At 66.3% G+C, this 21621-nt stretch carries 23 protein-coding genes and 2 rRNA genes; 19 read left to right on the forward strand and 6 right to left on the reverse strand.

Translation table 11 applies throughout. The annotated features are described in order from the left end of the window. The 4 genes from BLR21_RS37025 to BLR21_RS37040 all read left to right on the forward strand — a co-directional run. Window positions 1-304, forward strand: a 23S ribosomal RNA gene (locus BLR21_RS37025); the annotation flags it as partial. Between the two features lie 78 nt (window positions 305-382). Continuing rightward, window positions 383-499 (forward strand): 5S ribosomal RNA (gene rrf, locus BLR21_RS37030). Between the two features lie 102 nt (window positions 500-601). Then, a complete protein-coding gene (locus BLR21_RS37035) occupies window positions 602-1429 on the forward strand; it encodes a GNAT family N-acetyltransferase (RefSeq protein ID WP_090014053.1) in 828 nt (275 codons plus the stop codon). Next, on the forward strand, window positions 1417-2226 hold the full coding sequence (locus BLR21_RS37040) for a GNAT family N-acetyltransferase (protein ID WP_090014055.1): 810 nt from the start codon (window positions 1417-1419) through the stop codon (window positions 2224-2226). The genes BLR21_RS37035 and BLR21_RS37040 overlap by 13 nt, the downstream gene beginning before the upstream one ends. Here BLR21_RS37040 and BLR21_RS37045 read toward each other — a convergent pair. Then, on the reverse strand, window positions 2223-2672 hold the full coding sequence (locus BLR21_RS37045) for an Lrp/AsnC family transcriptional regulator (protein ID WP_090014057.1): 450 nt from the start codon (window positions 2670-2672) through the stop codon (window positions 2223-2225). The two genes, BLR21_RS37040 and BLR21_RS37045, sit on opposite strands and share 4 nt — an antisense overlap. An 80-nt stretch (window positions 2673-2752) precedes the next feature. Here BLR21_RS37045 and BLR21_RS37050 point away from each other — a divergent pair, with 80 nt between their 5' ends. The 6 genes from BLR21_RS37050 to BLR21_RS37075 all read left to right on the forward strand — a co-directional run bounded on the left by BLR21_RS37050 (window position 2753) and on the right by BLR21_RS37075 (window position 9230). Beyond that, window positions 2753-3184, forward strand: coding sequence for a rhodanese-like domain-containing protein (locus BLR21_RS37050; protein ID WP_090014059.1), 432 nt, complete (start codon window positions 2753-2755; stop codon window positions 3182-3184). Between the two features lie 25 nt (window positions 3185-3209). Further along, window positions 3210-3965, forward strand: a complete 756-nt coding sequence (locus tag BLR21_RS37055; protein WP_090014061.1) for a type 1 glutamine amidotransferase — start codon at window positions 3210-3212, stop codon at window positions 3963-3965. Window positions 3966-4051: 86 nt separating this feature from the next. Further along, on the forward strand, window positions 4052-5185 hold the full coding sequence (locus tag BLR21_RS37060; protein ID WP_090014063.1) for an inorganic phosphate transporter: 1134 nt from the start codon (window positions 4052-4054) through the stop codon (window positions 5183-5185). Next, window positions 5182-5367 (forward strand): hypothetical protein, encoded by a 186-nt coding sequence (locus BLR21_RS37065; protein WP_090014065.1) that lies wholly within the window; start codon window positions 5182-5184, stop codon window positions 5365-5367. Before BLR21_RS37060 ends, BLR21_RS37065 begins: the two co-directional genes overlap by 4 nt. A gap of 33 nt (window positions 5368-5400) precedes the next feature. Further along, window positions 5401-8301, forward strand: coding sequence for a bifunctional [glutamine synthetase] adenylyltransferase/[glutamine synthetase]-adenylyl-L-tyrosine phosphorylase (locus tag BLR21_RS37070; RefSeq protein ID WP_090014069.1), 2901 nt, complete (start codon window positions 5401-5403; stop codon window positions 8299-8301). Beyond that, complete coding sequence (locus BLR21_RS37075) at window positions 8298-9230, forward strand: NADP-dependent oxidoreductase (RefSeq protein WP_176929959.1); 933 nt, start codon at window positions 8298-8300, stop codon at window positions 9228-9230. Before BLR21_RS37070 ends, BLR21_RS37075 begins: the two co-directional genes overlap by 4 nt. Before the next feature lie 64 nt (window positions 9231-9294). On the opposite strand, the gene BLR21_RS37080 is transcribed toward BLR21_RS37075, so the two are convergent. After that, window positions 9295-9528 carry a hypothetical protein gene (locus BLR21_RS37080; RefSeq protein ID WP_030481542.1) on the reverse strand — a complete coding sequence of 78 codons (234 nt, stop codon included), beginning with the start codon at window positions 9526-9528 and terminating at the stop codon, window positions 9295-9297. Window positions 9529-9628: 100 nt separating this feature from the next. Here BLR21_RS37080 and BLR21_RS37085 point away from each other — a divergent pair, with 100 nt between their 5' ends. The 6 genes from BLR21_RS37085 to BLR21_RS42010 all read left to right on the forward strand — a co-directional run bounded on the left by BLR21_RS37085 (window position 9629) and on the right by BLR21_RS42010 (window position 13294). After that, a complete protein-coding gene (locus BLR21_RS37085) occupies window positions 9629-10204 on the forward strand; it encodes a hypothetical protein (RefSeq protein ID WP_090014070.1) in 576 nt (191 codons plus the stop codon). A 30-nt stretch (window positions 10205-10234) separates the two neighbouring features. Then, on the forward strand, window positions 10235-10396 hold the full coding sequence (locus BLR21_RS42910; protein WP_176929960.1) for a hypothetical protein: 162 nt from the start codon (window positions 10235-10237) through the stop codon (window positions 10394-10396). Window positions 10397-10414: 18 nt separating this feature from the next. Then, the gene (locus tag BLR21_RS37090) at window positions 10415-10912 is read left to right on the forward strand and encodes an NADAR family protein (protein ID WP_256335179.1); all 498 of its coding nucleotides are present in this window, start codon (window positions 10415-10417) and stop codon (window positions 10910-10912) included. A gap of 83 nt (window positions 10913-10995) precedes the next feature. Beyond that, entirely contained in the window at window positions 10996-11244 is a 249-nt protein-coding gene (locus tag BLR21_RS37095) for a hypothetical protein (protein WP_090014075.1), read from the forward strand. Between the two features lie 306 nt (window positions 11245-11550). Then, window positions 11551-12624 carry a DUF262 domain-containing protein gene (locus tag BLR21_RS37100; protein ID WP_176929961.1) on the forward strand — a complete coding sequence of 358 codons (1074 nt, stop codon included), beginning with the start codon at window positions 11551-11553 and terminating at the stop codon, window positions 12622-12624. Beyond that, the gene (locus BLR21_RS42010; protein ID WP_143028043.1) at window positions 12569-13294 is read left to right on the forward strand and encodes an MAE_28990/MAE_18760 family HEPN-like nuclease; all 726 of its coding nucleotides are present in this window, start codon (window positions 12569-12571) and stop codon (window positions 13292-13294) included. Before BLR21_RS37100 ends, BLR21_RS42010 begins: the two co-directional genes overlap by 56 nt. A 339-nt stretch (window positions 13295-13633) precedes the next feature. On the opposite strand, the gene BLR21_RS37105 is transcribed toward BLR21_RS42010, so the two are convergent. After that, window positions 13634-14239 (reverse strand): inositol monophosphatase family protein, encoded by a 606-nt coding sequence (locus BLR21_RS37105; protein WP_176929962.1) that lies wholly within the window; start codon window positions 14237-14239, stop codon window positions 13634-13636. 431 nt (window positions 14240-14670) lie between these two features. Between BLR21_RS37105 and BLR21_RS43360 the strand changes: the two genes are divergently transcribed. Beyond that, window positions 14671-15069, forward strand: a complete 399-nt coding sequence (locus BLR21_RS43360) for a tyrosine-type recombinase/integrase (protein WP_090014081.1) — start codon at window positions 14671-14673, stop codon at window positions 15067-15069. A gap of 792 nt (window positions 15070-15861) precedes the next feature. On the opposite strand, the gene BLR21_RS43365 is transcribed toward BLR21_RS43360, so the two are convergent. Both BLR21_RS43365 and glnA read right to left on the reverse strand, forming a co-directional pair. Then, window positions 15862-16401 (reverse strand): hypothetical protein, encoded by a 540-nt coding sequence (locus tag BLR21_RS43365; RefSeq protein ID WP_218131077.1) that lies wholly within the window; start codon window positions 16399-16401, stop codon window positions 15862-15864. Between the two features lie 186 nt (window positions 16402-16587). Then, a complete protein-coding gene (gene glnA, locus BLR21_RS37120; RefSeq protein WP_090014083.1) occupies window positions 16588-18012 on the reverse strand; it encodes a type I glutamate--ammonia ligase in 1425 nt (474 codons plus the stop codon). 169 nt (window positions 18013-18181) lie between these two features. Between glnA and BLR21_RS37125 the strand changes: the two genes are divergently transcribed. Beyond that, window positions 18182-18655: an RDD family protein gene (locus tag BLR21_RS37125; protein WP_090014085.1), complete on the forward strand. Its 474-nt coding sequence runs from the start codon at window positions 18182-18184 to the stop codon at window positions 18653-18655. Between the two features lie 80 nt (window positions 18656-18735). Here BLR21_RS37125 and BLR21_RS37130 read toward each other — a convergent pair whose 3' ends face one another. Next, on the reverse strand, window positions 18736-19467 hold the full coding sequence (locus BLR21_RS37130; RefSeq protein ID WP_090014086.1) for a DUF4191 domain-containing protein: 732 nt from the start codon (window positions 19465-19467) through the stop codon (window positions 18736-18738). A gap of 82 nt (window positions 19468-19549) precedes the next feature. Here BLR21_RS37130 and BLR21_RS37135 point away from each other — a divergent pair, with 82 nt between their 5' ends. After that, window positions 19550-21619, forward strand: a complete 2070-nt coding sequence (locus tag BLR21_RS37135) for an ATP-dependent DNA helicase UvrD2 (RefSeq protein WP_090014089.1) — start codon at window positions 19550-19552, stop codon at window positions 21617-21619. The last annotated feature ends 2 nt before the right edge of the window (window positions 21620-21621 follow it).

The raw sequence follows: 21621 nt of genomic DNA on the forward strand, positions 1-21621 counted from the left end.
TGAGACAGTTCGGTCCCTATCCGCCGCGCGCGTAGGATACTTGAGGAAGGCTGTCCCTAGTACGAGAGGACCGGGACGGACGGACCGCTGGTGTGCCAGTTGTTCTGCCAAGAGCATTGCTGGTTGGCTACGTTCGGAAGGGATAACCGCTGAAGGCATCTAAGCGGGAAGCTCGTTCCAAGATGAGGTATCCCACTCTTCGTGAGTTAAGGCCCCCAGCTAGACCACTGGGTTGATAGGCCAGAGGTGGAAGACCGGTAACGGTTGGAGCTGACTGGTACTAATAGGCCGAGGACTTGTTACAAAGACGCTACGCATCCACTGTGCGGTTCTGGAAGAACCGAGCGGCATTCCGATCGCCGCAGGTACATCTCCATAGAGTTTCGGTGATCATAGCGTTGGGGAAACACCCGGTCCCATTCCGAACCCGGTAGTTAAGCCCTTCTGCGCCGATGGTACTGCACTGGTTACGGTGTGGGAGAGTAGGTCGTCGCCGAACATTATTTCCAGAAGACCCCTGAGGGTCGAGCACTTCGGTGCTCCCCTCAGGGGTGTTTTGCGTGCCCGGATTCTCGCTTGCGCGCTCTGATCTGATGGACCCATGGACGCCGTCGTGCACGCCACGCTGGAATCGTTCGACGCTGCCACCCACGATCGGCTGTCAGCCGATCCGGTGCGAAACACCGTGGCACTCACCTCGCTGGACCGCATCCGCCGGTCACCGGCCACCGAACAACCACCGATCCTGATCACCTTCCACGAGAACGGCGAAGTGATCGGCTCGCTGGTCCGCACACCACCCTGGCCGTTCCAGGCGGCAGACCTCCCTCTCTCCGCGGTAGAGCTGGCGGCCGGCCTCGCCGCGAAGATCGACCCGGACGGTCCAGGGGTGACGGGCCCGCGGGACAGGTCTGAGGCATTCGCCACCGCGACCGGCAAGAACTACACCGAATCCCTCACCACCAGGCAGTACCGCCTGACCACCCTCGCCCCGCCATCGGTCGGCGGCACCAGCCGCATGGCCACCGAGGACGACGTGGAGATCCTCGGCGCCTGGCGCGAAGCCTTCCTCAGCGAGGCCGTTCCCGAGGCGCCGGCCGCACCGACGACCGAAGCCATGCGCACCTCGCTGCGTCTCGGCCAGGGCCACGCCCTCTGGGTGATCGACGGCACGCCGGTCGCCTGGGCCGTGGCGAGTCGCCCGCAGGCCGGCATGACCAGGATCGGCCCGGTCTACACCCCGCCTGAGCACCGCAGGCACGGCTACGGGGCCGCGGTCAGCGCGGTCGCCACCCGGTGGGCACTGGACCAGGGCGCCACCGACGTACTGCTCTTCGCGGACCTGACCAACCCGACCTCGAACTCGATCTACCAACGCATCGGCTTCGAGCCACTCGACGACTGGGCGGAGTTCTGGTGGAAGCACTGAGCCACAACAACATCAACGACTTCCTCGCCGTAGCGGGCGACTTCCTCAACGCCGACCCCGTGAACAACAGCGTGCACCTGACCAGCGTGGACGCCGCAGTACAGGGGCGCAGGACACCGACAGCGTTGATCTCGTTGCACGACAACGGAACCGTGGTCGGCGCGGTGACCCAGATGGACGGTCGTCCGCTGCACGTCGCCGCGATGCCACCGGCCGCGGCTCCACTCGTCGTGGCAGCACTCAAAGACAGCGAGATCAACGAGGTCACCGGAACGCGGGAGCGGGTCGACGCCTTCCGCACGCTCTGGCGGGAGGGTGGCAAGGAGCTCTACGCCCTGCGGCTCTACCGGCTGGGGGACCTGGTCGTGCCGGACGTCCACGGTGAGCCGAGGCCGGCCACACCCGCCGACGACGACCTGATCACCGACTGGTGGACCGCCTTCGTGGCCGAACTGGACGGACTCCCGCGAGCCGAGGCCGAGAAGCGGGCGGCGGACAGCCGATGGATGCCCGCCGGGCACGTCGTGTGGCAGGTCGACGGCGTCCCGGTGTCGTGGGCGGCGAGCACCACCCCGATCGGCGGGGTGTCGCGGGTCGGCCCCGTCTACACCCCGCCCGAGCACCGCCGTCACGGCTACGCGGCCGCAGTCACCGCCGCGGTCAGCCAGTGGGCGTACGGCGAAGGCGTCGACCATGTCGTCCTCACCGCGGACCTCGCCAACGCCACGGCGAACTCCGTTTACCAGGGAATCGGCTTCCGCGCCGTTTCCGACTGGTCCGAGTACAGCTGGGTCTAATCGAGCAGGTCGGGTGACAACGGGCGGTTGCGGACGTGGGAGGAGAACACGAGCGAGGTCGTCGTGTCGCCGTAACGCTGCATCACCTCGACGAGCTCCTCCAACTCGACCATCGTCCGGCAGACGACCCGCAGCAGCCAGCAGTCGTCGCCCGTCACGTGGTCCGCGTCGAGGATCTGCGGCAGTACCAGGACCTGTGAACGGAACCGAGGCGTGTCGAGCGACCGCACCCGCACGCGCACGATCGACTCGATCGGCAGGCCCAGTCGGGAAGGCGACACCACCGCGGTGAAGCCCGTGATCACGCCCAGCGACTCCAGGCGCCGCACCCGTTCGGTCACCGCCGGCGCGGACAGCGACACCTCGCGGCCCAGCGCGCTGAACGACATCCGCCCGTCCTCCTGCAGCAGCGACAGGATCTTCCAGTCCACGGCATCGAGTTCCACCTGGAAATCATAGGGAGAACGTCCCGAACACCTGGACTTCCGCATGTCCGAAAGAGCACGGTCCCAGCAGGATCGAAGGCATGACGAACGCACTGCGCTTCCCCGCCGCCGACCCGCGCGCCGCCGCCGCCCACTTCGCCGCCGAGCTCGCGTTCGAGGCCGACCCCGACGACGTGCACCGCGACATGACGGACGGCAACACCCAGGACTACGTCCTCGTGGAGACGCGCGCCCCGGAGGCGTTCGCGCAGGCCCGCATCCCCGGCGCGATCAACCTGCCCTACCGCGACCTGCCGGAGCGGCTCGACCTCGACCCGGACCTGGTCTACATCTGCTACTGCGAGAGCTTCCAGTGCAACGCGGCGACCAAGGGCGCCCTCGCGCTCGCCCAGCGGGGATACCGCGTCAAGCGGCTCTCGGGCGGGATCACGGCCTGGCGGGAGGCGGGGTATCCGGTCGAGTCGGACCAGCTCGCCGGAGCGGGCGTATCGAAGGTCGCGTGTCACTGCTGACCTCACCCCACCTAGGCTCGGTCGTGTGAACGCACCACGCCTGCTCGTCCTGCAACCCTCGCAGTCAGACCCGCTGGCCAAGCTCGGGGACTGGCTCGAGGCCGAAGGCATCGCCATCGACCTCGTGGCTCTCAAGAACGAGCCCGCGCCGGAGAACCTCGACGGCTACCAGGGCGTCGTCTGTCTCGGTGGTGAGATGGGCGCGCTCGACGACCTCGACCACCCGTGGCTCGCGGACGCCCGCCGACTGCTGTCGAGCGCCGTGTCGAAGCGGCTGCCCACCCTCGCGATCTGCCTCGGCGCGCAGCTGCTCGCGGTCGCCACCGGCGGCCAGGTCCGCAAGGGTCCGCAGGGCCCGGAGGTCGGCGTGCTGCTGGTGGCGAAGCGCGACGCCGCGGCTAGCGATCCGCTGTTCGCCGACCTGCCGTTCACGCCGGACGTGCTGCAGTTCCACAACGACGAGGTGCACCTGCTGCCGCCCGGCGCCGAGCACCTCGCGGCGTCCCCGAAATATCCGAATCAGGCGTTTCGGGTCGGGGAGAGTGCTTACGGCCTTCAGTTCCACATCGAGACGACGCCGGAAATCGTCCTGAACTGGGTGGTCAAGGATCCTGATTCGGCTTCCTGTGCGCGAGCTCACCACTTCGACCAGGAGTTCCTCGAACAGGCACACCGCGACTTCGAAGAGGTGTGGCAGCCGTTCGTCGGCAGATTCGCGAAACTCGTTCGGGGAGAACTGTTGCCCGCACTGGGTTCGGGCACACGACTTCCGTTGGTGTGACGTTACTTTCGTAGGTTTTTAGACATCCTCCGTTAGCGGTACCGTAATCTCCTGGACAGCTTGTTCGATCCAGCCGGAGGATCACTGTGGATCCCGCTCTTGTAGTGATCATCGTCGTCATCACTGCTCTCATCTTCGACTTCACCAACGGGTTCCACGACACGGCCAACGCCATGGCCACCTCCATCGCCACGGGTGCGTTGAAGCCCCGCACGGCGGTCGCGCTGTCGGCGGTTCTCAACCTCGTAGGCGCCTTCCTGTCCGTTGAGGTCGCCAAGACCATCTCCGGCGGCATCGTCGACGACGCGCAGATCACGCCCGCCATCATCTTCGGCGGGCTGGTCGGCGCGATCATGTGGAACCTCGTCACCTGGTACATCGGCCTGCCGTCGAGTTCGTCGCACGCGCTGTTCGGCGGCCTGATCGGTGCGGCGTGGGTCGCGTCCGGTGTGGACGCCATCCACTTCGCCAAGGTCGTCGACAAGGTGCTGGTGCCGGCGATCGTCGCGCCGCTGGTCGCCGGTCTGGTCGCGGCCATCGCCACGATCGTCGTCTACCGGCTCAAGAAGGCGGCGGACCCGCGCGTCGCGCACACCGGCTTCAAGGTCGGCCAGGTCGCGTCCGCCTCGCTCGTCTCCCTCGCGCACGGCACGAACGACGCGCAGAAGACGATGGGCATCATCACGCTCGCGCTGATCACGTCCGGTTCGCTCGCCCCCGGCTCCGGCCCGCCCACCTGGGTGATCGTCAGCGCCGGTCTCGCGATCGCGGCGGGCACGTATCTCGGCGGCTGGCGCATCACGCACACGATGGGCCGCGGCCTGACGACCATCGAGCCCGCGCAGGGCTTCGCGGCGCAGACCTCGACGGCCACGGCGATCCTCGCGTCGTCGCACCTCGGCTTCGCGCTGTCCACGACGCACGTCGCGTCCGGCGGCATCATGGGCTCCGGCCTCGGCCGTGACCGCCGCGGTGTCAACTGGGGCACCATGGGCAAGATGGCCGCCGGCTGGCTGTTCACGCTGCCCGCCGCCGGCCTCGTCGGAGCCCTCGCGGGCAAGTGGGCGTCGACCGGCAGCGTCGGCATCATCGGCGTCGCCACCATCGGAATCGTGGTGTCGCTGGGCATCTGGATCCTGGCGCGGCGCGAGCCGGTCAAGCCGGAGCACATCGTCGACGAGGTCGCGGCCCAGGCCGAGCTGCACAAGGTGGCGGCATGAAGGTCGACTGGACGGCGCTGCTCCAGGTCTTCGGCGCCACGCTGCTGGCCACGGTCGTGGTCGTGACCTTGTTCGTGCTCGGCATCCGCGCCCTTTCGGGTGACAAGAAGGTGCCCGCGTACGCGAGCTTCGCCGGTTGCGTGGCGGTCGTGCTCTACGGACTCTCACTGATCGTCTTCTGACCGTGTGAACGCACGCATTAGGGTTGGCTCACGATGAGCGAACCAGTGCGCCACGCGTCGCCGGCACGATTCGGGCTCACCGAGCCGCGCAGCGAGGAAGTGCTGCGCGGACTCGGTCTGTGGGCCGACCGCCGGCCCACCGAGGGCTCCGAGGCGGTGCTGTCCGCGCTGTCCCGCTGCCCCGATCCGGACCTGGCGTTGCGTGGCTTGGAGCGCCTCCAAGCCGTCGCCGACTGGGACGCCCTGTCGGCCGCGCTGCACAAGGACGTCGTGGTGCGCGGGCGTCTGCTCGCCGTGCTCGGCTCGTCCACCGCGCTGTCGGACTTCCTCGTCGCGAACCCCGGCCGGTGGCGTTCGCTGACCGACGAGGTTGACGTGTCGTTGGACCTGGCGGACGGCGCCGTGCTCCGCACGGAGTACCGGGCGAAGCTGCTGCTCGTTGCCGCCAACGACCTTGCGCACGTCGTTGAGCCCGAGTTGCTGTTCGTCCCGTACGACACGGTGGCGGCGCAACTGTCCGATTTGGCCGTGTCGGCGCTGAGGGCGTCGTTGAAGCTCGCCGCAGAGCGGGTGAACGGCGCTGACCGCTGCCGGCTCGCCGTGATCGCGATGGGCAAGTGCGGCGCGAACGAGCTGAACTACGTGAGCGACGTCGATGTCGTGTTCGTCGCCGAGGGCGATCTGGGCGTGGCGACGCGGCTGGCCGGCACGATGATGCAGATCGCCGGCCAGTCGTGCTTCGAGGTCGACGCGGCGCTGCGGCCGGAGGGCAAGGCGGGTGCACTGGTCCGCACCTTGGACGGGCACGCGTCGTACTACCGGAAGTGGGCGCGGACCTGGGAGTTCCAGGCGCTGCTGAAGGCCCGGCCGGTCGCCGGTGACGCCGAGCTGGGGCAGGCGTACCTCGACGTCGTGCGGCCCTACGTGTGGACGGCGGCCGAGCGCGAGAACTTCGTCGAGGACGTGCAGGCGATGCGGCGCCGGGTCGAGGACCACGTGCCGACCGGGCTCGCCGACCGTGAGCTGAAGCTCGGCCGCGGTGGTCTGCGTGATGTCGAGTTCGCCGTGCAGCTGCTGCAGCTCGTGCACGGACGCTCCGACGAGGACCTGCGCATCCAGGCGACGACGGCCGCGCTGGCCGCGTTGGGCCAGGGTGGATACGTCGGGCGCGAGGACGCTGCGGAGTTCGGGCGCTCTTACCGGTTCCTGCGCACGTTGGAGCACCGGCTGCAGTTGCAGCGTTTACTGCGCACGCACCTGTTCCCGGCCGACGACGACGTGACGGCGTTGCGGTGGCTGGCGCGTTCGGTGGGGCTCGCCGCGGACGGGCGGAAGTCCGAGGGGCAGGTGCTGCTCGCGGAGTTCCGCAAGCACGCCAACCAGGTCCGGCGGCTGCACGAGAAGCTGTTCTACCGGCCGCTGCTGCAGTCCGTGGCGGGCGTGCCGACCGAGGCGTTGCGGCTCACCACCAAGGAGGCCGTGGCGCGGCTGGCGGCGTTGGGCTACACGTCGCCGGACGGCGCGTTGCGGCACATCCAGGCGTTGACGCACGGGATGTCGCGGCGCGCCCGCATCCAGGGCGCCCTGTTGCCCGTGCTGCTCGACCTCTTCGCCGGCACGCCCGACGCCGACGGCGGGCTGCTCGCGTACCGGAAGGTGTCCGAGGCGCTCGCGGAAACTCCTTGGTACCTGAGGCTTCTGCGTGACGAGGGCGCTGTCGTCCAACGGCTCGCGGTGCTGCTGGGCACTTCTCGCTTCGTGCCCGATCTGCTGGTGCGCGCGCCGGAGGTGTTGCGGCTGCTCGCGGACACCGAGGCGTTGGTCGGCGGTGACCCGCACTCGATCGGGAAACCCCTGCGCAGCGCCGTTTCCCGGTACGGCGACGCGGCGCGGGCCATCGCGGCCGCACGATCGTTGCGGCGGCACGAGATGTTGCGGATCGCCGCCGCGGACCTGTTGGGGTTCATGCCGTTGGAGACGGTGTGCGCCTCGCTGTCCGAGGTGTGGGGTTCGGTGTTGCAAAGCGCGCTCGACGCTGCGGTGCGTGCGTCCGGCGAGTCCGTGGCCGCGCTGTCCGTGATCGGGATGGGCCGGCTCGGCGGCCATGAGCTCGGCTACGGCTCGGACGCGGACGTGTTGTTCGTGTGCCGGCCGCACGAGGGCGTGTCCGACGCCGAGGCGGTGAAGTGGGCGAGCGGGGTCGTGGAGAAGATCCGGCGGCTGCTCGGCGCGCCGTCGCAGGACCCGCCGTTGCAGGTCGACGCGGACCTGCGGCCGGAAGGCAGGCAGGGGCCGCTGGTGCGGACGCTGGACTCCTACCGCGCGTACTACCGGCAGTGGGCCGAGATCTGGGAGAAGCAGGCGCTGCTGCGGGCCCGGTTCATCGCGGGCGACGCCGCGCTGGGGGCCGAGTTCGAGGAGCTGATCGAGCCGCTGCGGTATCCGGCCGCCGGTCTGGACGCGGCGTCCGTGCGGGAGATCCGGCGGATCAAGGCACGGGTCGACGCGGAACGGCTGCCGCGGGGCGCTGATCCGAGCACGCACACCAAGCTCGGGCGCGGTGGGCTCGCGGACGTGGAATGGACCGTGCAGTTGTTGCAGCTGCAGCACGCTGGCGCCGTACCCGGCCTGCGCACACCGTCCACAATGGCCGCGATGGCGGCCGCCGTCGACGCCGGCCTGCTCGCCGCCGAGGACGCCACCGCGCTGAGGACCGCGTGGAACCTCGCGACGCAGGCACGCAACGCCGTGACGCTGGTCCGGGGCAAGGCCTCCGACCAGCTGCCGACGTCCGGCCGCGATCTGGTCGCGGTCGCGTCGGTGATGGGGCACGAGCCCGGCGGCGATCCGGGTGAGTTCCTGGAGGAATATCGCAGGACCACTCGTCGTGCACGTGCGGTGGCCGAGCGTGTCTTCTACGGTGAGAAACCGTGAAAGCGATCGCGTACACCCGGTTCGGCGATGCCGACGTCATGTCGTTGCAGGAACTGCCCGACCCGCTGATCGGGCCTGATCACGTGCTGGTGGACGTGCGCGCGGCCGGGGTGAACCCGGTGGACTGCAAGATCAGAGCCGGGTACCTGCAGGGTCTGCTGCCGCACCACCTGCCGTTGATCCCCGGCTGGGACGTGGCGGGCGTCGTGCGGGCGGTCGGCGTCGGCGTGTACGACTGGAAGCCGGGCGACGAGGTGCTCGCGTATGCGCGCAAGGACCACGTCCAGTTCGGCACCTGCGCCGAGTCGGTCTCGGTGCCGGACCGGATGATCGCGCGCAAACCGTCCACCGTGGACTTCGTGACCGCGGCTGCGTTGCCGCTGGCAGGACTGACGGCGCTGCAGTCGTTGAAGGCCGTCGGCACCGGTCCCGGTGACGTCGTCCTGGTGCACGCGGCCGCCGGTGGCGTCGGCCATCTCCAGGTGCAGATCGCGCGTGAACTGGGCGCCGCGCGGGTGATCGGCACCGCGTCGCCGCGCAACCACGAGTTCGTGCGGTCGCTCGGGGCCGAACCGGTCGCCTACGGTGACGCGCTGGTCGACTCGGTCGCGGAGCTCGTCGGCGGCGACGGCCTGGTCGACGCGGTGGTCGACAACGTGGGAGGGCTCGCGTTCGACCAGTCGTTGCAGCTGGTGCGCGACCGGGCGCGGATGACGTCCATTGTGGATGGAGCGAGGGCGCTGGAGAACGGTGTGGTCAACACCTGGGCGCGGCCCGACGCCGGGCAGACGCAGTGGCTGGTGGACCTGGTCGCGGCCGGGAGGCTGCGCGTCGAGGTGCAGCAGACTTTTCCGTTGGCAGAGGCCGTGAAGGCGCACAGGTTGCTCGAAGGTGGCCATGTGCGAGGAAAAATTGTACTGACCGTCTGAAACCTTCAGGTATTTCTTCAGGTTCGGGGGCACACCTCGCGGTGTGCCCCACTTCTGGACCTGCTCAGTCCTCGTCGGAATCGGGGTCCACCGCCGGAGCGCTGGTGTAGACCTCGACCACCCACTCCTCCTCCAACGCTTCCGCGTCGTCGGCGTCGGGCACGAGCCGGTTGTAGACGCGGACACCGAGGTCGAGCACGTCAGCGGCCTGAACCGCTTCGAGAGCATCGGGTGCCGAGTCGAAGATGTGGGTGGTGAGCAGCTGCGGAGCCGTGAATTCGGCGACATCTTGGGACACGCGCGGACCCTAGCGCATTGACGTTTCACCCAATCGAGATGAGACTGGGGCGCGCTCAGGGGGGAGCTGTGGTTCACCGGGGGTCTAAGCAGAGGAAGTCATGCAGCATCGCAGGGTCACGCGCCGAGGAAAGACCGTGATCGCCATCGCGGGCGTGGCTGCCGGTGTGCTCGCACTACTCGGTGTGATCGAGTATGCACTGAGCGGCAACAACTCCGCCGCGCAGCCCAACGTCACCGCCACGACGACCACGTCGAACGGCTTCGAAACCCCTGATGGCGCACTGGAAACAACCGAGCCGTCAGCGGACGTGAAGGTCGCGACGGGCTCGTTCAAGCAGCAGCGCGGCATGCTGACCGTGGAGGTCACCCGCGTGGAAGCCGCGAACGGCCGCGTGAAGCTCTTCGTGACGGCCACGAACGCCTCCCAGGCCAGGATGACCCTCCCCGTGGTCGGCATCGCCGTCGTGGACGATCTGAACCGCACCTACGCGGCGTCGAGCAGCAAGTGGGACGGCCTCGTCACCCAGGGCACCACCACCACGGGCACCGTCGTGCTCGACGAGAAGCTCGGCACGGGTGTGAACTCGCTCACCCTGACGTTCTCGTCGATCTCCGGCCAGTTCGCCCCGACGGGCGCCGCGATCTCGATCGCCGGAATCCCGCTGCCGAAGTGATTTCCCGGCGGTACCGGGTACGCCTGATGCATGACTCAGCGCGAAAGTGACCAGCATGGCTTCGTGAAGGACGACCACCTGAAGAAGGAGGTCGAGAACGAGCTGCGCGCCAACGGCCCGACCCGGTCCGAGCCGTGGCGCGAGCCGGAGATGCCGGAGCCAGGCGAAAACCCCGAGGAACCACGCGACTAGGTAGCTAACCTGTCGCCTGTGAAGTACTTGTTCTTCTGGGGACACCAGCCCGAACGTGACGGCGGCATCGGCAAGGGCTGCCTGTCGCAGTGGTGGCCGTGCTCCTTCTCCGCCGACGGGCAGGATTTCCCGTCGGCCGAGCACTACATGATGTGGCGCAAGGCGTTGCTCTTCGGCGACGCCACCGTGGCCGCACGCGTGCTCGCCGCCCGCACACCGGCCGAGGCCAAGGCGCTCGGCCGTGAGGTCGCGGGCTTTTCCAACGCCGAGTGGGTATCCGCCCGGCTGGAGATCGTCGTCGAGGGCAACCTGGCGAAGTTCGGCCAGGACCCCGCACTGCGTTCCTACTTGCTGGGCACGGGTTCCCGCGTTCTCGTCGAGGCCAGCCCGCAGGACCGCGTGTGGGGCATCGGCCTCGTCGAGTCCGACCCGCGTGCCGCCGACCCCGCCCAGTGGCTGGGACTCAACCTGCTCGGCGAGGCCCTGATGGAGGTCCGCTCCCGTCTCGCGGCGTGAGTCCATTTCGGATCATCAGGTGAACCCCGTGGTCGTCCCGCACGTGTGTTCAGGCGTCAGGGAGATCCGGCAGGGGAGAACTGATGTTCAGCTACTCAGGGCCGGCCCGGCTCATCTACGCGGACGGCAACGCGGTCGTGATGGACCGGGTCGATCTGATCGAGACCGTCAACGACGGCGTCTGGCAGCTGTCCGGTGCCGGCACGGCCACCGGGGCCCTCACCGGCGGTGAGGCCCGGATCAAGCTGCCGACCGGCGGTGAGGCCGACGTCCTCGTCTCAGGCGTCCGGGTCAGCGGGTCGTCGTCGACCGTGACCCTCCTCGGCACCTAGAGCGGCCGAAGGCCCGGCGGGACGTCCCGCCGGGCCTTCGACGCAAAGCTCAACCGATCACACGTCGTGGGTTAGTCGGCGCTCCGTGATGAACTGCGGTTCGCGCTACCGCACCCACTCTGACCTGCTGGTTTCCTGTCGGCGTTTGTCGTCGTTGACCAACGCTGATCCAGATCTGACGGCCTGGAGACGGCCTGATCTTGAGCAAGGCTCCGTGCGCTGGCGCCTGTGACACCAGCCGTCGCGTGATACGGAGCACATGGGTCGTTAGTCTGGACCGTCCGATGGCGGAGCAAGGGAGAGATTGTGGCAGCTCGCCGATCGCCAGCTGAGCAACGCGAGCAGCTGGCTGCGCAACGGCGCAAGGTCGACTTCGATACTTATGACATTACTGTAGATGAGCTTCTGCGTCGCGTGGGCAAGCGTCGGATCGATATCGCTCCAGTCTATCAACGGCAGTTTCGATGGGATCAAGAGCGGCAATCTCGACTTGTGGAGTCTGTCCTCCTGGGAATCCCCATTCCTCCACTCTTCATGGCAACCAATGCGGCGGTTGACGTGGGGCTTCAATGGGAAGTTGTCGATGGGCTGCAGCGGCTTTTGACGCTTGTGCATTTTGCTGGTGACGACGCTGCTCGCGAAGTCGCCGGAATTGGTGCGGATCCCCTGGTTCTTCGCAAACTGGATAAGCTCGATATGTTCGAAGGCTCATCCTTCGGTAGCATGCCGCATGATATCCAGCGAACGTTTGAGGATCGTCCTCTTAAAATTATCGTATTGAATGACAAGAGTGAACTTCAGGTGAGATATGATCTATTTGAGCGCCTGAACACTGGGGGTATTGCGCTCACTGCGCAAGAGATTCGCGAATGTGTTTACAAGGGTGAGTTTGTTGACCTGCTGACTCGTCTTGCTGTCGACGAGTCATTCAAGTCGGTTGTCGTCCTTCCTGAGCCTCGATGGAAGGATGGTACGCCTCAGGATTTCGTTTTGAGGTTTTTCGCCTTCTATGACCGGTATCAAGAATTTGAGCATTCGGTCGGCGAGTTTTTGAAGGACTTCGTTGATTATGCTCATCGTGAGCCGCGTGTGGACGAGAGGGCAGCGCTTTTTGGTGCGACCTTCGAGTTTCTCGCGGAGTGCTTTCCTTCCGGGGTTCGTACCAGGAAGGGGCAGACGCCGGTTAATCTGTTTGAAGGGCTGGCTGTTGGAGCGGCGCTGGCTCTCAAGAAGAAGCCTAACCTCAAGCCGACGGTCGACCCTGTATGGACCTCGTCCCCTGAGCTGAAGAAGTTCACCACTGGCGCTACCAATAGTAGGCCGCGTGTTGCAGGAAGAATTGAGTACTGTCGCGACGCGTTTTTGGGGAAGCATGCTTAGTTGTGCTATTCACCGTGCTGAACTGAAGCGGAGACTTGATACGGTTGTTTCGCTATTGGATGCAGCGCATGGTTTGCCTATCGTCGGCGTAGCTGCGCCGGTCGCGGATATTTCAAAAGAGGTCCGCGGTCTATCGATCGTCCTGATATATGCGTCGTACGAAAATCTTCTGACGAGCCTCTGTCGTTCATTACTTGAGGCGGTGCAGCAGATGCGGGTAGGAAATCGCAGGCTTCGGCCAGGGCTGCAGCTGGTGGCTGCGCACCCAAAGCTGCAGGCGATTGCGGGCTCCAAATCAACCGCAATTTGGAAGTCTGGTCTAGATGTGGTTGACGTGCTTTCGCAGTCCAAGTCCTGCACAGTTTCTCCGTATGTCTTTCCTAACGATGGGACGAACTTCAGGACATCGCAAGTGCGGACCTTTTGTGATGTCTTTGCGCTAGGTGACCCTGCCCCGATCCTGAGGGAGGTTTGGCAGCGGATCGACACTATCGTTGTCGAGCGAAACTCTGTGGCGCATGGTGAAAAAACGCCGGACGATATAGGGCGAAACTACTCAGAGCAAGATGTTCGCAACCTTGTTGCACTGTGGCAGCTGCGTTGGGGTGAGTTCATCACATGGGTGGAGAACGCGGCGGCGTCCAGAGATTTCTTTAGAGCTCCACGCTAGACATGTGTTCGCGATATTCGTCGGCAAGGCGGCGAAGCCGTCGCGGCAGTCGATCGCCGTTACCACTCGTTCAGGTTGACCGGTTGGCGATCGTCCATCTGGTGTGCCTGTCAGCAGCTGATGAGACATCCTCGCCGACGGCGGCGCGCTGCCACGCCCATAGATGCCGCGCCGCCGTGGCCGGCGGGCGGAGCGAAGCGGGAGCCCGACGTGCCCGGATGGATGCTGGCCACGCTGGTAGGCGACTGGCCCGCCGCGCGCCGCCGACGGCGGCGCCTTGATCCCATAGAGCTGAATTCAGCAGTGCTCCTGCTCGGTGACGTCGCCGACGCCACTCGGCTAAAGCACTGACTGGACGAGCGACAGAAGTTCTTCGGCGATGCCGGGTGCTGCGGCGATCGTGTGCGCGGAAGTCATCGTGTGGTCATCGCCTGAGCTGTCCAAGACAAGTGCCCCGGCCTCGCGCGCGATGAGGATGCCTGCGGCAAGGTCGAGGGTCTTGTTGGACATGACCACCGCGCCGTCAACGCGCCCCTCGGCCAACCACGCAAGATCATGTGCGGCGGATCCGAACATCCGAACGCGCTCGACCTGGGCGGCAAGCTCGGCGGTGAGGGCGATCCTCTGGCGGTTCTTATCGGCGGCGTCCTCGCCCAGCGCGTAGTCGCCAATCGCCACGATCGACTTGGACAGTTCGGCCGTCTTGCTTGCTTCGAGCTTCTTCCCGTTGACGAACGCGCCTCCGCCCAGAACGGCGGAGTAGTGAAGATCCAAGTAGGGAAGCGAGATCACTCCGATCACTGTGCGGTCGCCCTGGAGCAGCGCCAGAGAGACGCCGCACAGGGGCACGCCATGAACGAAGTTAGCGGTGCCGTCGATCGGGTCCAGTCCCCATACGTACGGGCTGTCGGTGCTGGCGTCGCTGCGGCCCTCCTCCTCACCCACGAAACCGATCTCCGTCGTCGCCTCGGCGATGGTGGCCGGTTCAAGCGGGTGACCCGCACGTCCCTGGCCGTGCTGAGTTGCTCATGCAGATGGTTGCTCAACGACTCAAGTGGAAAGCGGAGTACGACCAGCCCAAGACGTTCTTGCCGCTCTTGCTCGACCTGCACCAGATCTTTCAGCAACTTCGGCAGTAGCGGCCTGATCCGGGGACCTCATGTCGAACGTCGAACCGCTATGGACAGTGGAAGACACTCGGCCTTCCTCGGGGTGCCCGTGCACTCGATTCGTGGTTGGCGGACCAAGAACTATGGCCCGCCTGCGCGCAGGGTCGGCAAACACCTCCGTTGGGATCCGGCCAAGGTGCGCGAGTGGTTCAACAGCGCTGAAGCGGCCTGACAGAACTCACATTCGGACAAGGGGAGAAGACTGTCATGGGCCACATCCAGGACCGCTGGTGGACCGTCAAGGACGGCGTGCGGGAGAAGACTTCATTGTATGGCAAGGGATTGCGCTACAAGGTGCGCATCCCGCTGCCGGGTGGCGGTGAGCGAACGAAGTCGTTCCCTGATCGCCAGAAGAATGCGGCGGAAGCCTTCCTCCACGAGATGGAGAACGACAAAAACGAGGGGACGTACCTCGACCCTGATGCGGGCAAGATCGCGTTCAGGAAGTACGCGGAGGAACACTGGCTCGACGAGCAGATGTTCGATGAGTCGACGCGTGAGCAGGTTGAGGTTCGGCTCAAGCTCCACGTCTTCCCGTACTTCGGTGACGACGAACTGCGCGTGATCTTGCCGTCCACGATCCAGACGTGGGACCGGAAGCTCTAGAAGAAAGGCCTGGCGGAGACCTACCGCCGAACGATCTTCGCCAACGTTTCAGCAATCTTCGCGGCGGCAGTCGATGACGAGCGCATCCGCAAGAACCCATGCAACGCCAAGTCCGTCAAGAAGCCGCGCGGCGAGTATCCGAAGATCGTTCCCTGGGAGCCCGAACGAGTGCACGCGGTTCGGTCTTCGATCGGGGAGCGGTATTGCGTAGGCATAGACCTGGGCGCGGCTGCCGGTCTACGGCAGGGAGAGGTCTTCGGCTTCTCGCCGGACGACGTGGATGAGCTGGAGGGTGTCCTCCACGTCGTGCGGCAGATCAAGATCGTGCGCGGCAAGATGATCTTTGCTTCGCGGAAGCATGGGAGGACTCGGGGCGTCCCTCTGGCCAGCAGCCTGGGGGAGTCAATCGACGCACGTTCAGAATTTCGAGCCGCTTCCGATCACGCTGCCGCGGGTACTCCTGACGGCAAGCTCGTGACGGTGCCACTGTTGATCTACACCGGGAGTCGAAGCAGATCTATCGGCACTCGTTCAATCATCATGTCTGGAATCCTGTGCTTATTCAGGCCGGCGTGCTGGCGCCTGGACGTGCGGAATGCTTCCATACACTTAGGCACTTCTTTGCGTCGATGCTCTTGTAACAGGGCATCAGCATCAGGGCGCTGGCTGAATTCTTGGGTCACGCTGACCCGGCTTCACGCTTCGTGTCTACACTCACCTGATGCCGTCGAGCTTCGAGCGGGCACGGCTTGCTATCGATAAGGGTCTATCTCTGGCCTCAGTGGTCCGGGCTCAGGTGATCTTTGATAGATCGTTGCACATCTCGCTGGCAAGATTGTCGAGTGCGTCAGGGATCTCGGCAAATTGTTCAATCGGTGAAAACTCGCGATCCTTGACGATCTTGTTTGTAAATCTATCGAGCTTTTCGACGCAGTCTCTTGTGGATTCCCAGATTTCTAAAGAAACGAGGCGTAGTCTCGCGAGGATTAGGTAGGTATGTTGGCGATGTTGAATGGGGATGCTAGGCGCGACGACCCAGTCAACCCATGGTTCAAGTTTTTCGATGGCGGGGTCATTTTTCCACACCTCGACGTGGACAAACGCGATCTTGAGTTCCCTGTGCCACTCATCGAGATGGGCCAGTGTCTCGGCGTACAGCTCGCGCTTGTGATCGGCGAAACGGTGGAAGTTTTCGTGGCGCTGCTGCTCGCGTCGGGTCGCAAGTTCCCGCCTTGTTTGCAGCCACTGTCCATAATGGACGCCAATCAAGGTCAGGAGCGCGGCGATGACTGTTGCGGCGGCGCCGGCGAGCAGAGTCCAGGGGTTAGACATGTGCCTACGGTAAGAGCGCCATCAGCAAGCGGGTTGTACGACACAACAAGCGAGGGCTGGGTGACTGAAGTAGTCACCCAGCCCTCGGCCTGTGGTTGATCAGGCGGCCTCTCCACGCTGGACGGCCTGGAGGCGGCCTGGCTGGGCTTCAACCCGGTGAAACGCCCGGTCAAAGCCCCGCGCCGGTCACACGTCGTAGTAGAGCGCGAACTCGTAGGGGTTCGGGCGCAGACGCAGCGGGTCGATCTCCTGCTCACGCTTGAACGAGATCCAGGTGTCGATCACGTCCGGCGTGAACACGCCGCCCTCGAGCAGGAACTCGTGGTCCGCCTCGAGGTTGTCGAGCACGGCGTCCAGCGTCGCGGGGACCTGCTTGACGTCGCGGGCCTCCTCGGGCGGGAGCTCGTAGAGGTCCTTGTCGATCGGGGCCGGCGGCTCCATCTTGTTCTTCACGCCGTCGAGGCCCGCCATGACCATCGCCGAGAAGGCGAGGTACGGGTTGCCCGAGGAGTCGGGGCAGCGGAACTCGATGCGCTTGGCCTTCGGGTTGTTGCCCGTGATCGGGATGCGGACGCACGCCGAGCGGTTGCGCTGGGAGTAGACCAGCGAGACCGGGGCCTCGTAGCCGGGGACCAGGCGGTGGTAGGAGTTCACCGTCGGGTTGGTGAAGGCCAGCAGCGACGGCGCGTGGTGCAGGATGCCGCCGATGTAGTGGCGGGCGGTGTCGGAGAGACCCGCGTAGCCGCTCTCGTCGTGGAACAGCGGCGTGCCGTCCTTCCACAGCGACTGGTGCGTGTGCATGCCCGAGCCGTTGTCGCCGAACAGCGGCTTCGGCATGAAGGTGACGGACTTGCCGGCCTGCCACGCGGTGTTCTTGATGATGTACTTGAACAGCATCAGGTCGTCCGCGGCGTGCAGCAGCGTGTTGAACTTGTAGTTGATCTCGGCCTGGCCGCCGGTGCCCACCTCGTGGTGCGCGCGCTCGACCGTGAAGCCCTGGGCCTCCATGTTGAGGACCATCTGGTCGCGCAGGTCGGCGTAGTGGTCGTTCGGGGTGACGGGGAAGTAGCCACCCTTGTACTTGACCTTGTAGCCGAGGTTGCCGCCCTCTTCCTCACGGCCGGTGTTCCACCAGCCGGAGATCGCGTCGATCTTGTGGAAGCTGGAGTTCGCGGTCGTGTCGAACTGGACCGAGTCGAAGATGTAGAACTCCGCCTCGGCACCGAAGTACGCGGTGTCGGCGATGCCCGAGTCGGTGATGTACTGCTCGGCCTTGCGCGCGATGTTGCGCGGGTCGCGGCTGTACGCCTCACGCGTGAACGGGTCGTGCACGAAGAAGTTGACGATCAGCGTCTTCTCGATCCGGAACGGGTCGAGGCGCGCGGTGTACAGGTCGGGCAGCAGCAGCATGTCCGACTCGTGGATGGACTGGAAACCACGCACGGAGGAGCCGTCGAAGGCGAGTCCCTCTTCGATCGCGTCGGCGTCGAACGCCTTGGCGGGCAGCGTGAAGTGCTGCATCACGCCCGGCAGGTCGCTGAACCGCACGTCGACGAACTTGACGCCCTCGTCGGTGATGAACTTCAGCACCTCGTCGGAATTCTTGAACACCCTCGTCGACTCCTTGACTATGGACAACGGCTGGTCATCGTGAGTGACGGTATGTCGGCGGTGTTGCCCGTCCGTCACTCCGATGTTTCGCCAGTGTTAACGGGGCCGCCCAAGTGGGCAAGACGACCTGCCAGTGCTCACCCGTTGAGCACGGCTTTACTCTGGTGGGGTGAGCAGGTGGACCGGTTCGTGGCTGTCAGGACCCAATTCGGTGCTGTCGCCGGGTGAAGACTCGAACGACGGCACGCAACAGCGCTGGCGTGGTGAGCGTCATGGCTTCCCGAAGGAGGGGCCGGGCTCCATCGCCTCGATCGGGCGGCGCACGCTCGCCATCCTGGTCGACTTCCTCCTCTCCGCGGGCGTCGCGGCGGTCTTCACCCAGCCTGACCTGCCGAAGAACTGGAGCCTGCTGGCCTGGTTCGTGATCACGGTGGTCGCGGTCGCGTTCTTCGGGTTCACCCCGGGACACGCGCTGCTCGGGCTGCGGGTGGCGCGCATCGACGGCAAGACGTTCGTGCACCTGCCGCGTGCCCTGCTGCGCACCGTGCTCATCTTCCCGCTGATCCCGGCGCTGGTCTGGGACGCGGACGGCCGCTGCCTGCACGACAAGGCCGCCGGCACCGTCGTCATCAAGGTCCGCTAGCCGCTGGTCCGCGAACGTGAAGAGGCCCGCCGCACGTGCTGTGCGGCGGGCCTCTTCGTGCTGGTGGGGGCGGGGTTCGGTCAGCCCCGGCGGCGCATGGCGCGCTGGACGTTGCGCATCTTCGCGCCCGCCGGCATCGGGCCCTTGGGCAGGGCGGCGCCGCGGCTGGCCAGCGCGGCGAGGCGGGTCTCCAGCGAGTCGACCTGGGCGGCCGTGATGTTGCGCGGCAGCTTCATCAGCTTCGACTGGAGCTTCTTCAGCGGGACCTGGCCCTCTTCGGTGCCGATGATGAAGTCGTAGATCGGGGTCTCGCCGACGACGCGGGCGATGCGCTTCTTCTCCTGGGCGAGGAGCGGCTTGACGCGCTGCGGAGCGCCCTCGGCGACCAGGACGACGCCCGGCCGGCCCAGCACGCGGTGCACGGCGTCGAGCTGCGTGGTGCCCGCGACGGCGGGCGTGACGCGCCAGCGGCCGCGCAGGTTCTCGAGTGCCCAGGCGCCCGCGCCCGGCTGGCCGTCCGCCTTGCGGAAGACGTTGCTCTGGACGCGGCGGCCGAAGATGATGACGGCCAGCAGCGCGCCGAGCGCGACGCCCAGCGGCACGAACATCCACACGGCGTTGAAGACGATGCCCAGGACCACGGCGATCGCGGTGACACCGAGCAGGGCGCCCAGCATGATCGGAACGAGCGCCTTGTCCTCGCGGCGCTGCATCTTGAACGCCTCGAAGATCTGCTTGCGCCGCGCGCGTGAAGCCGCGCGACGAACCTTCGCCGCTTCCTTCGCCGCCGCCTTGTCCTGCTTACCAGCCATACCCACAGGATACTGGCCAAAATAATCGAACACAGCGGGAGCCTGACTTAGCACAGCGCGGCCATCTGCGAGACTGCCGGGCATGGACGCGTTGCTGGAGGGTCTTGATCCGGAACAGCGCGCCGCTGTCGAGGCCCCGCGCGGTCCCGTGTGCGTGCTCGCGGGTGCCGGTACCGGTAAAACGCGCACCATCACGCACCGCATCGCCTACCTGTGTCAACGCGGCCACGTCGCTCCGTCGCAGGTCCTCGCCGTCACGTTCACCAAGCGCGCCGCAGGGGAGATGCGCACACGTTTGCGTTCTCTGGACGTGCAAGGCGCACAGGCCGTGACGTTCCACGCCGCCGCCTCTCGCCAGCTGCGTTACTTCTGGCCCAGGGTCATCGGCGGTCCGCGCTGGGAGCTCGTCGACCAGAAGATCCGCGTGGTGGCCCGCGCCGCGTCCCGGCTGGGGATGCCGACAGAGTCGGACGCGCTGCGCGACCTGACCAGCGAGATCGAGTGGGCGAAGGCGTCCCTGCTGATGCCGGAGGACTACCCGGCCGCCGCCGCTCGCGCCGCGCGGGACATCCCGGCGCCCGCCGAACAGATCATGAAGCTCTACACGACCTACGAGCAGCTCAAGAACGAGGCGCAGCTGCTCGACTTCGACGACCTGCTGCTCTACACGGCGGGCGCGCTGGAGGACAACGCGGAGGTCGCGCAGGAGTTCCGCGACCGCTACCGCTGCTTCGTCGTGGACGAGTACCAGGACGTCACGCCGCTGCAGCAGCGCGTGCTCGACTCATGGCTGGGCGCCCGCGACGACGTGACCGTGGTCGGCGACGCGAACCAGACCATCTACTCGTTCGCGGGCGCCTCGCCGCAGCCGCTGCTCAACTTCGGGCGGCGGTTCCCCGAGGCGGTCGTCGTGCGGCTGGAGCGCGACTACCGGTCGACACCGCAGGTCGTCGAGCTGGCCAACGACGTGATCAAGTGGGCGCGCGGGCGCCCGGCCGGCTCGCGGCTGCAACTGATCGGGCAGCGGCCGGACGGCCCGAAGCCGCGGTTCCACGAGTTCGACGACGAGCCGAGCGAGGCCGACGCCGTCGCGGGCCGCATCAAGACGCTGCTCGACGAGGGCGTCGCGGCATCCGAGATCGCGATCCTCTACCGCGTCAACGCGCAGTCCGAGGCGTACGAGCAGGCGCTCGCCGGGCTCGGCATCCCGTACCTGGTGCGCGGGGGCGAGCGTTTCTTCGAGCGCGCCGAGGTGCGCCAGGCGATGATCACGCTGCGCTCGTCGGGCAATCCCGAGGGCAGCCTGCCCGAGGTCGTGCGCTCGGCGCTCGGCCGCGTCGGGCTGACCGACGAGCCGCCGACCGGTGGCAGCGCGCGGGAACGCTGGGAGTCGTTGCTCGCGCTCGTCGAGCTCGCCGAGGAGTTCGCCGCCGCCACGCCCGAGGCCGACCTGCCGGCGTTCTGCGTCGAGCTGGACGTGCGCGTCGAGGCACAGCATCCGCCGACGGTCGAAGGCGTGACTCTGGCGTCGCTGCACGCGTCGAAGGGCCTCGAATGGGACGCCGTGTTCCTCGTCGGACTGGTCGAGGGCACGATGCCGATCCAGTACGCCGAGGGCGACGAGGCCAAGATCGAAGAAGAACGCCGCCTTCTATATGTAGGTGTCACGCGCGCGCGTGAGCACATCTGGCTGTCGTGGGCGCTTGCGCGCGCCGCCGGTGGACGCAAGTACCGCCGCCGTTCGCGGTTCCTCTACAGCCTCGTTCCCGAGAACCACCCGGCCGCACGGGTATCCGGCGGCGTGCAACGGCCTCCTCTCATGAAGAAGGAGAAGCCGACCTGCCGGGTGTGCGCGTCGACGCTGGTCGAAGCGCAGTCCGTCAAGCTCGGCCGATGCAGGTCCTGCCCGTCCGATGTGGACGAGGAGCTGCTCGAGTCGCTGCGCCGGTGGCGTGCGGGACGGGCGCGGGAGCTGAAGGTGCCCGCCTACGTCGTGTTCACCGACGCGACGCTGATGGCGATCGCGGAGCAGCGACCCACGGATTCGGCCGGACTCGTCGCGATCTCGGGCATCGGCGCCTCGAAGCTTGATAAGTTCGGTGACGACGTGTTGGGCCTGGTCCGAGCCGGTGTCGGGTACTCCGCCACCTGATC

This window comes from Lentzea albidocapillata subsp. violacea, assembly GCF_900100275.1.
GTDB lineage: Bacteria > Actinomycetota > Actinomycetes > Mycobacteriales > Pseudonocardiaceae > Lentzea > Lentzea violacea.

Bases quoted from the DNA above. Each gene is read 5' to 3' on its own strand.
- BLR21_RS37035 (WP_090014053.1), top strand. From the start codon at position 602: ATGGACGCCGTCGTGCACGCCACGCTGGAATCGTTCGACGCTGCCACC.
- BLR21_RS37050 (WP_090014059.1), top strand. From the start codon at position 2,753: ATGACGAACGCACTGCGCTTCCCCGCCGCCGACCCGCGCGCCGCCGCC.
- BLR21_RS37065 (WP_090014065.1), top strand. From the start codon at position 5,182: ATGAAGGTCGACTGGACGGCGCTGCTCCAGGTCTTCGGCGCCACGCTG.
- BLR21_RS37070 (WP_090014069.1), top strand. From the start codon at position 5,401: ATGAGCGAACCAGTGCGCCACGCGTCGCCGGCACGATTCGGGCTCACC.
- BLR21_RS37085 (WP_090014070.1), top strand. From the start codon at position 9,629: ATGCAGCATCGCAGGGTCACGCGCCGAGGAAAGACCGTGATCGCCATC.
- BLR21_RS42910 (WP_176929960.1), top strand. From the start codon at position 10,235: ATGACTCAGCGCGAAAGTGACCAGCATGGCTTCGTGAAGGACGACCAC.
- BLR21_RS37095 (WP_090014075.1), top strand. From the start codon at position 10,996: ATGTTCAGCTACTCAGGGCCGGCCCGGCTCATCTACGCGGACGGCAAC.
- BLR21_RS43360 (WP_090014081.1), top strand. From the start codon at position 14,671: ATGGGCCACATCCAGGACCGCTGGTGGACCGTCAAGGACGGCGTGCGG.
- BLR21_RS43365 (WP_218131077.1), bottom strand. From the start codon at position 16,401: ATGTCTAACCCCTGGACTCTGCTCGCCGGCGCCGCCGCAACAGTCATC.
- BLR21_RS37130 (WP_090014086.1), bottom strand. From the start codon at position 19,467: ATGGCTGGTAAGCAGGACAAGGCGGCGGCGAAGGAAGCGGCGAAGGTT.
- BLR21_RS37135 (WP_090014089.1), top strand. From the start codon at position 19,550: ATGGACGCGTTGCTGGAGGGTCTTGATCCGGAACAGCGCGCCGCTGTC.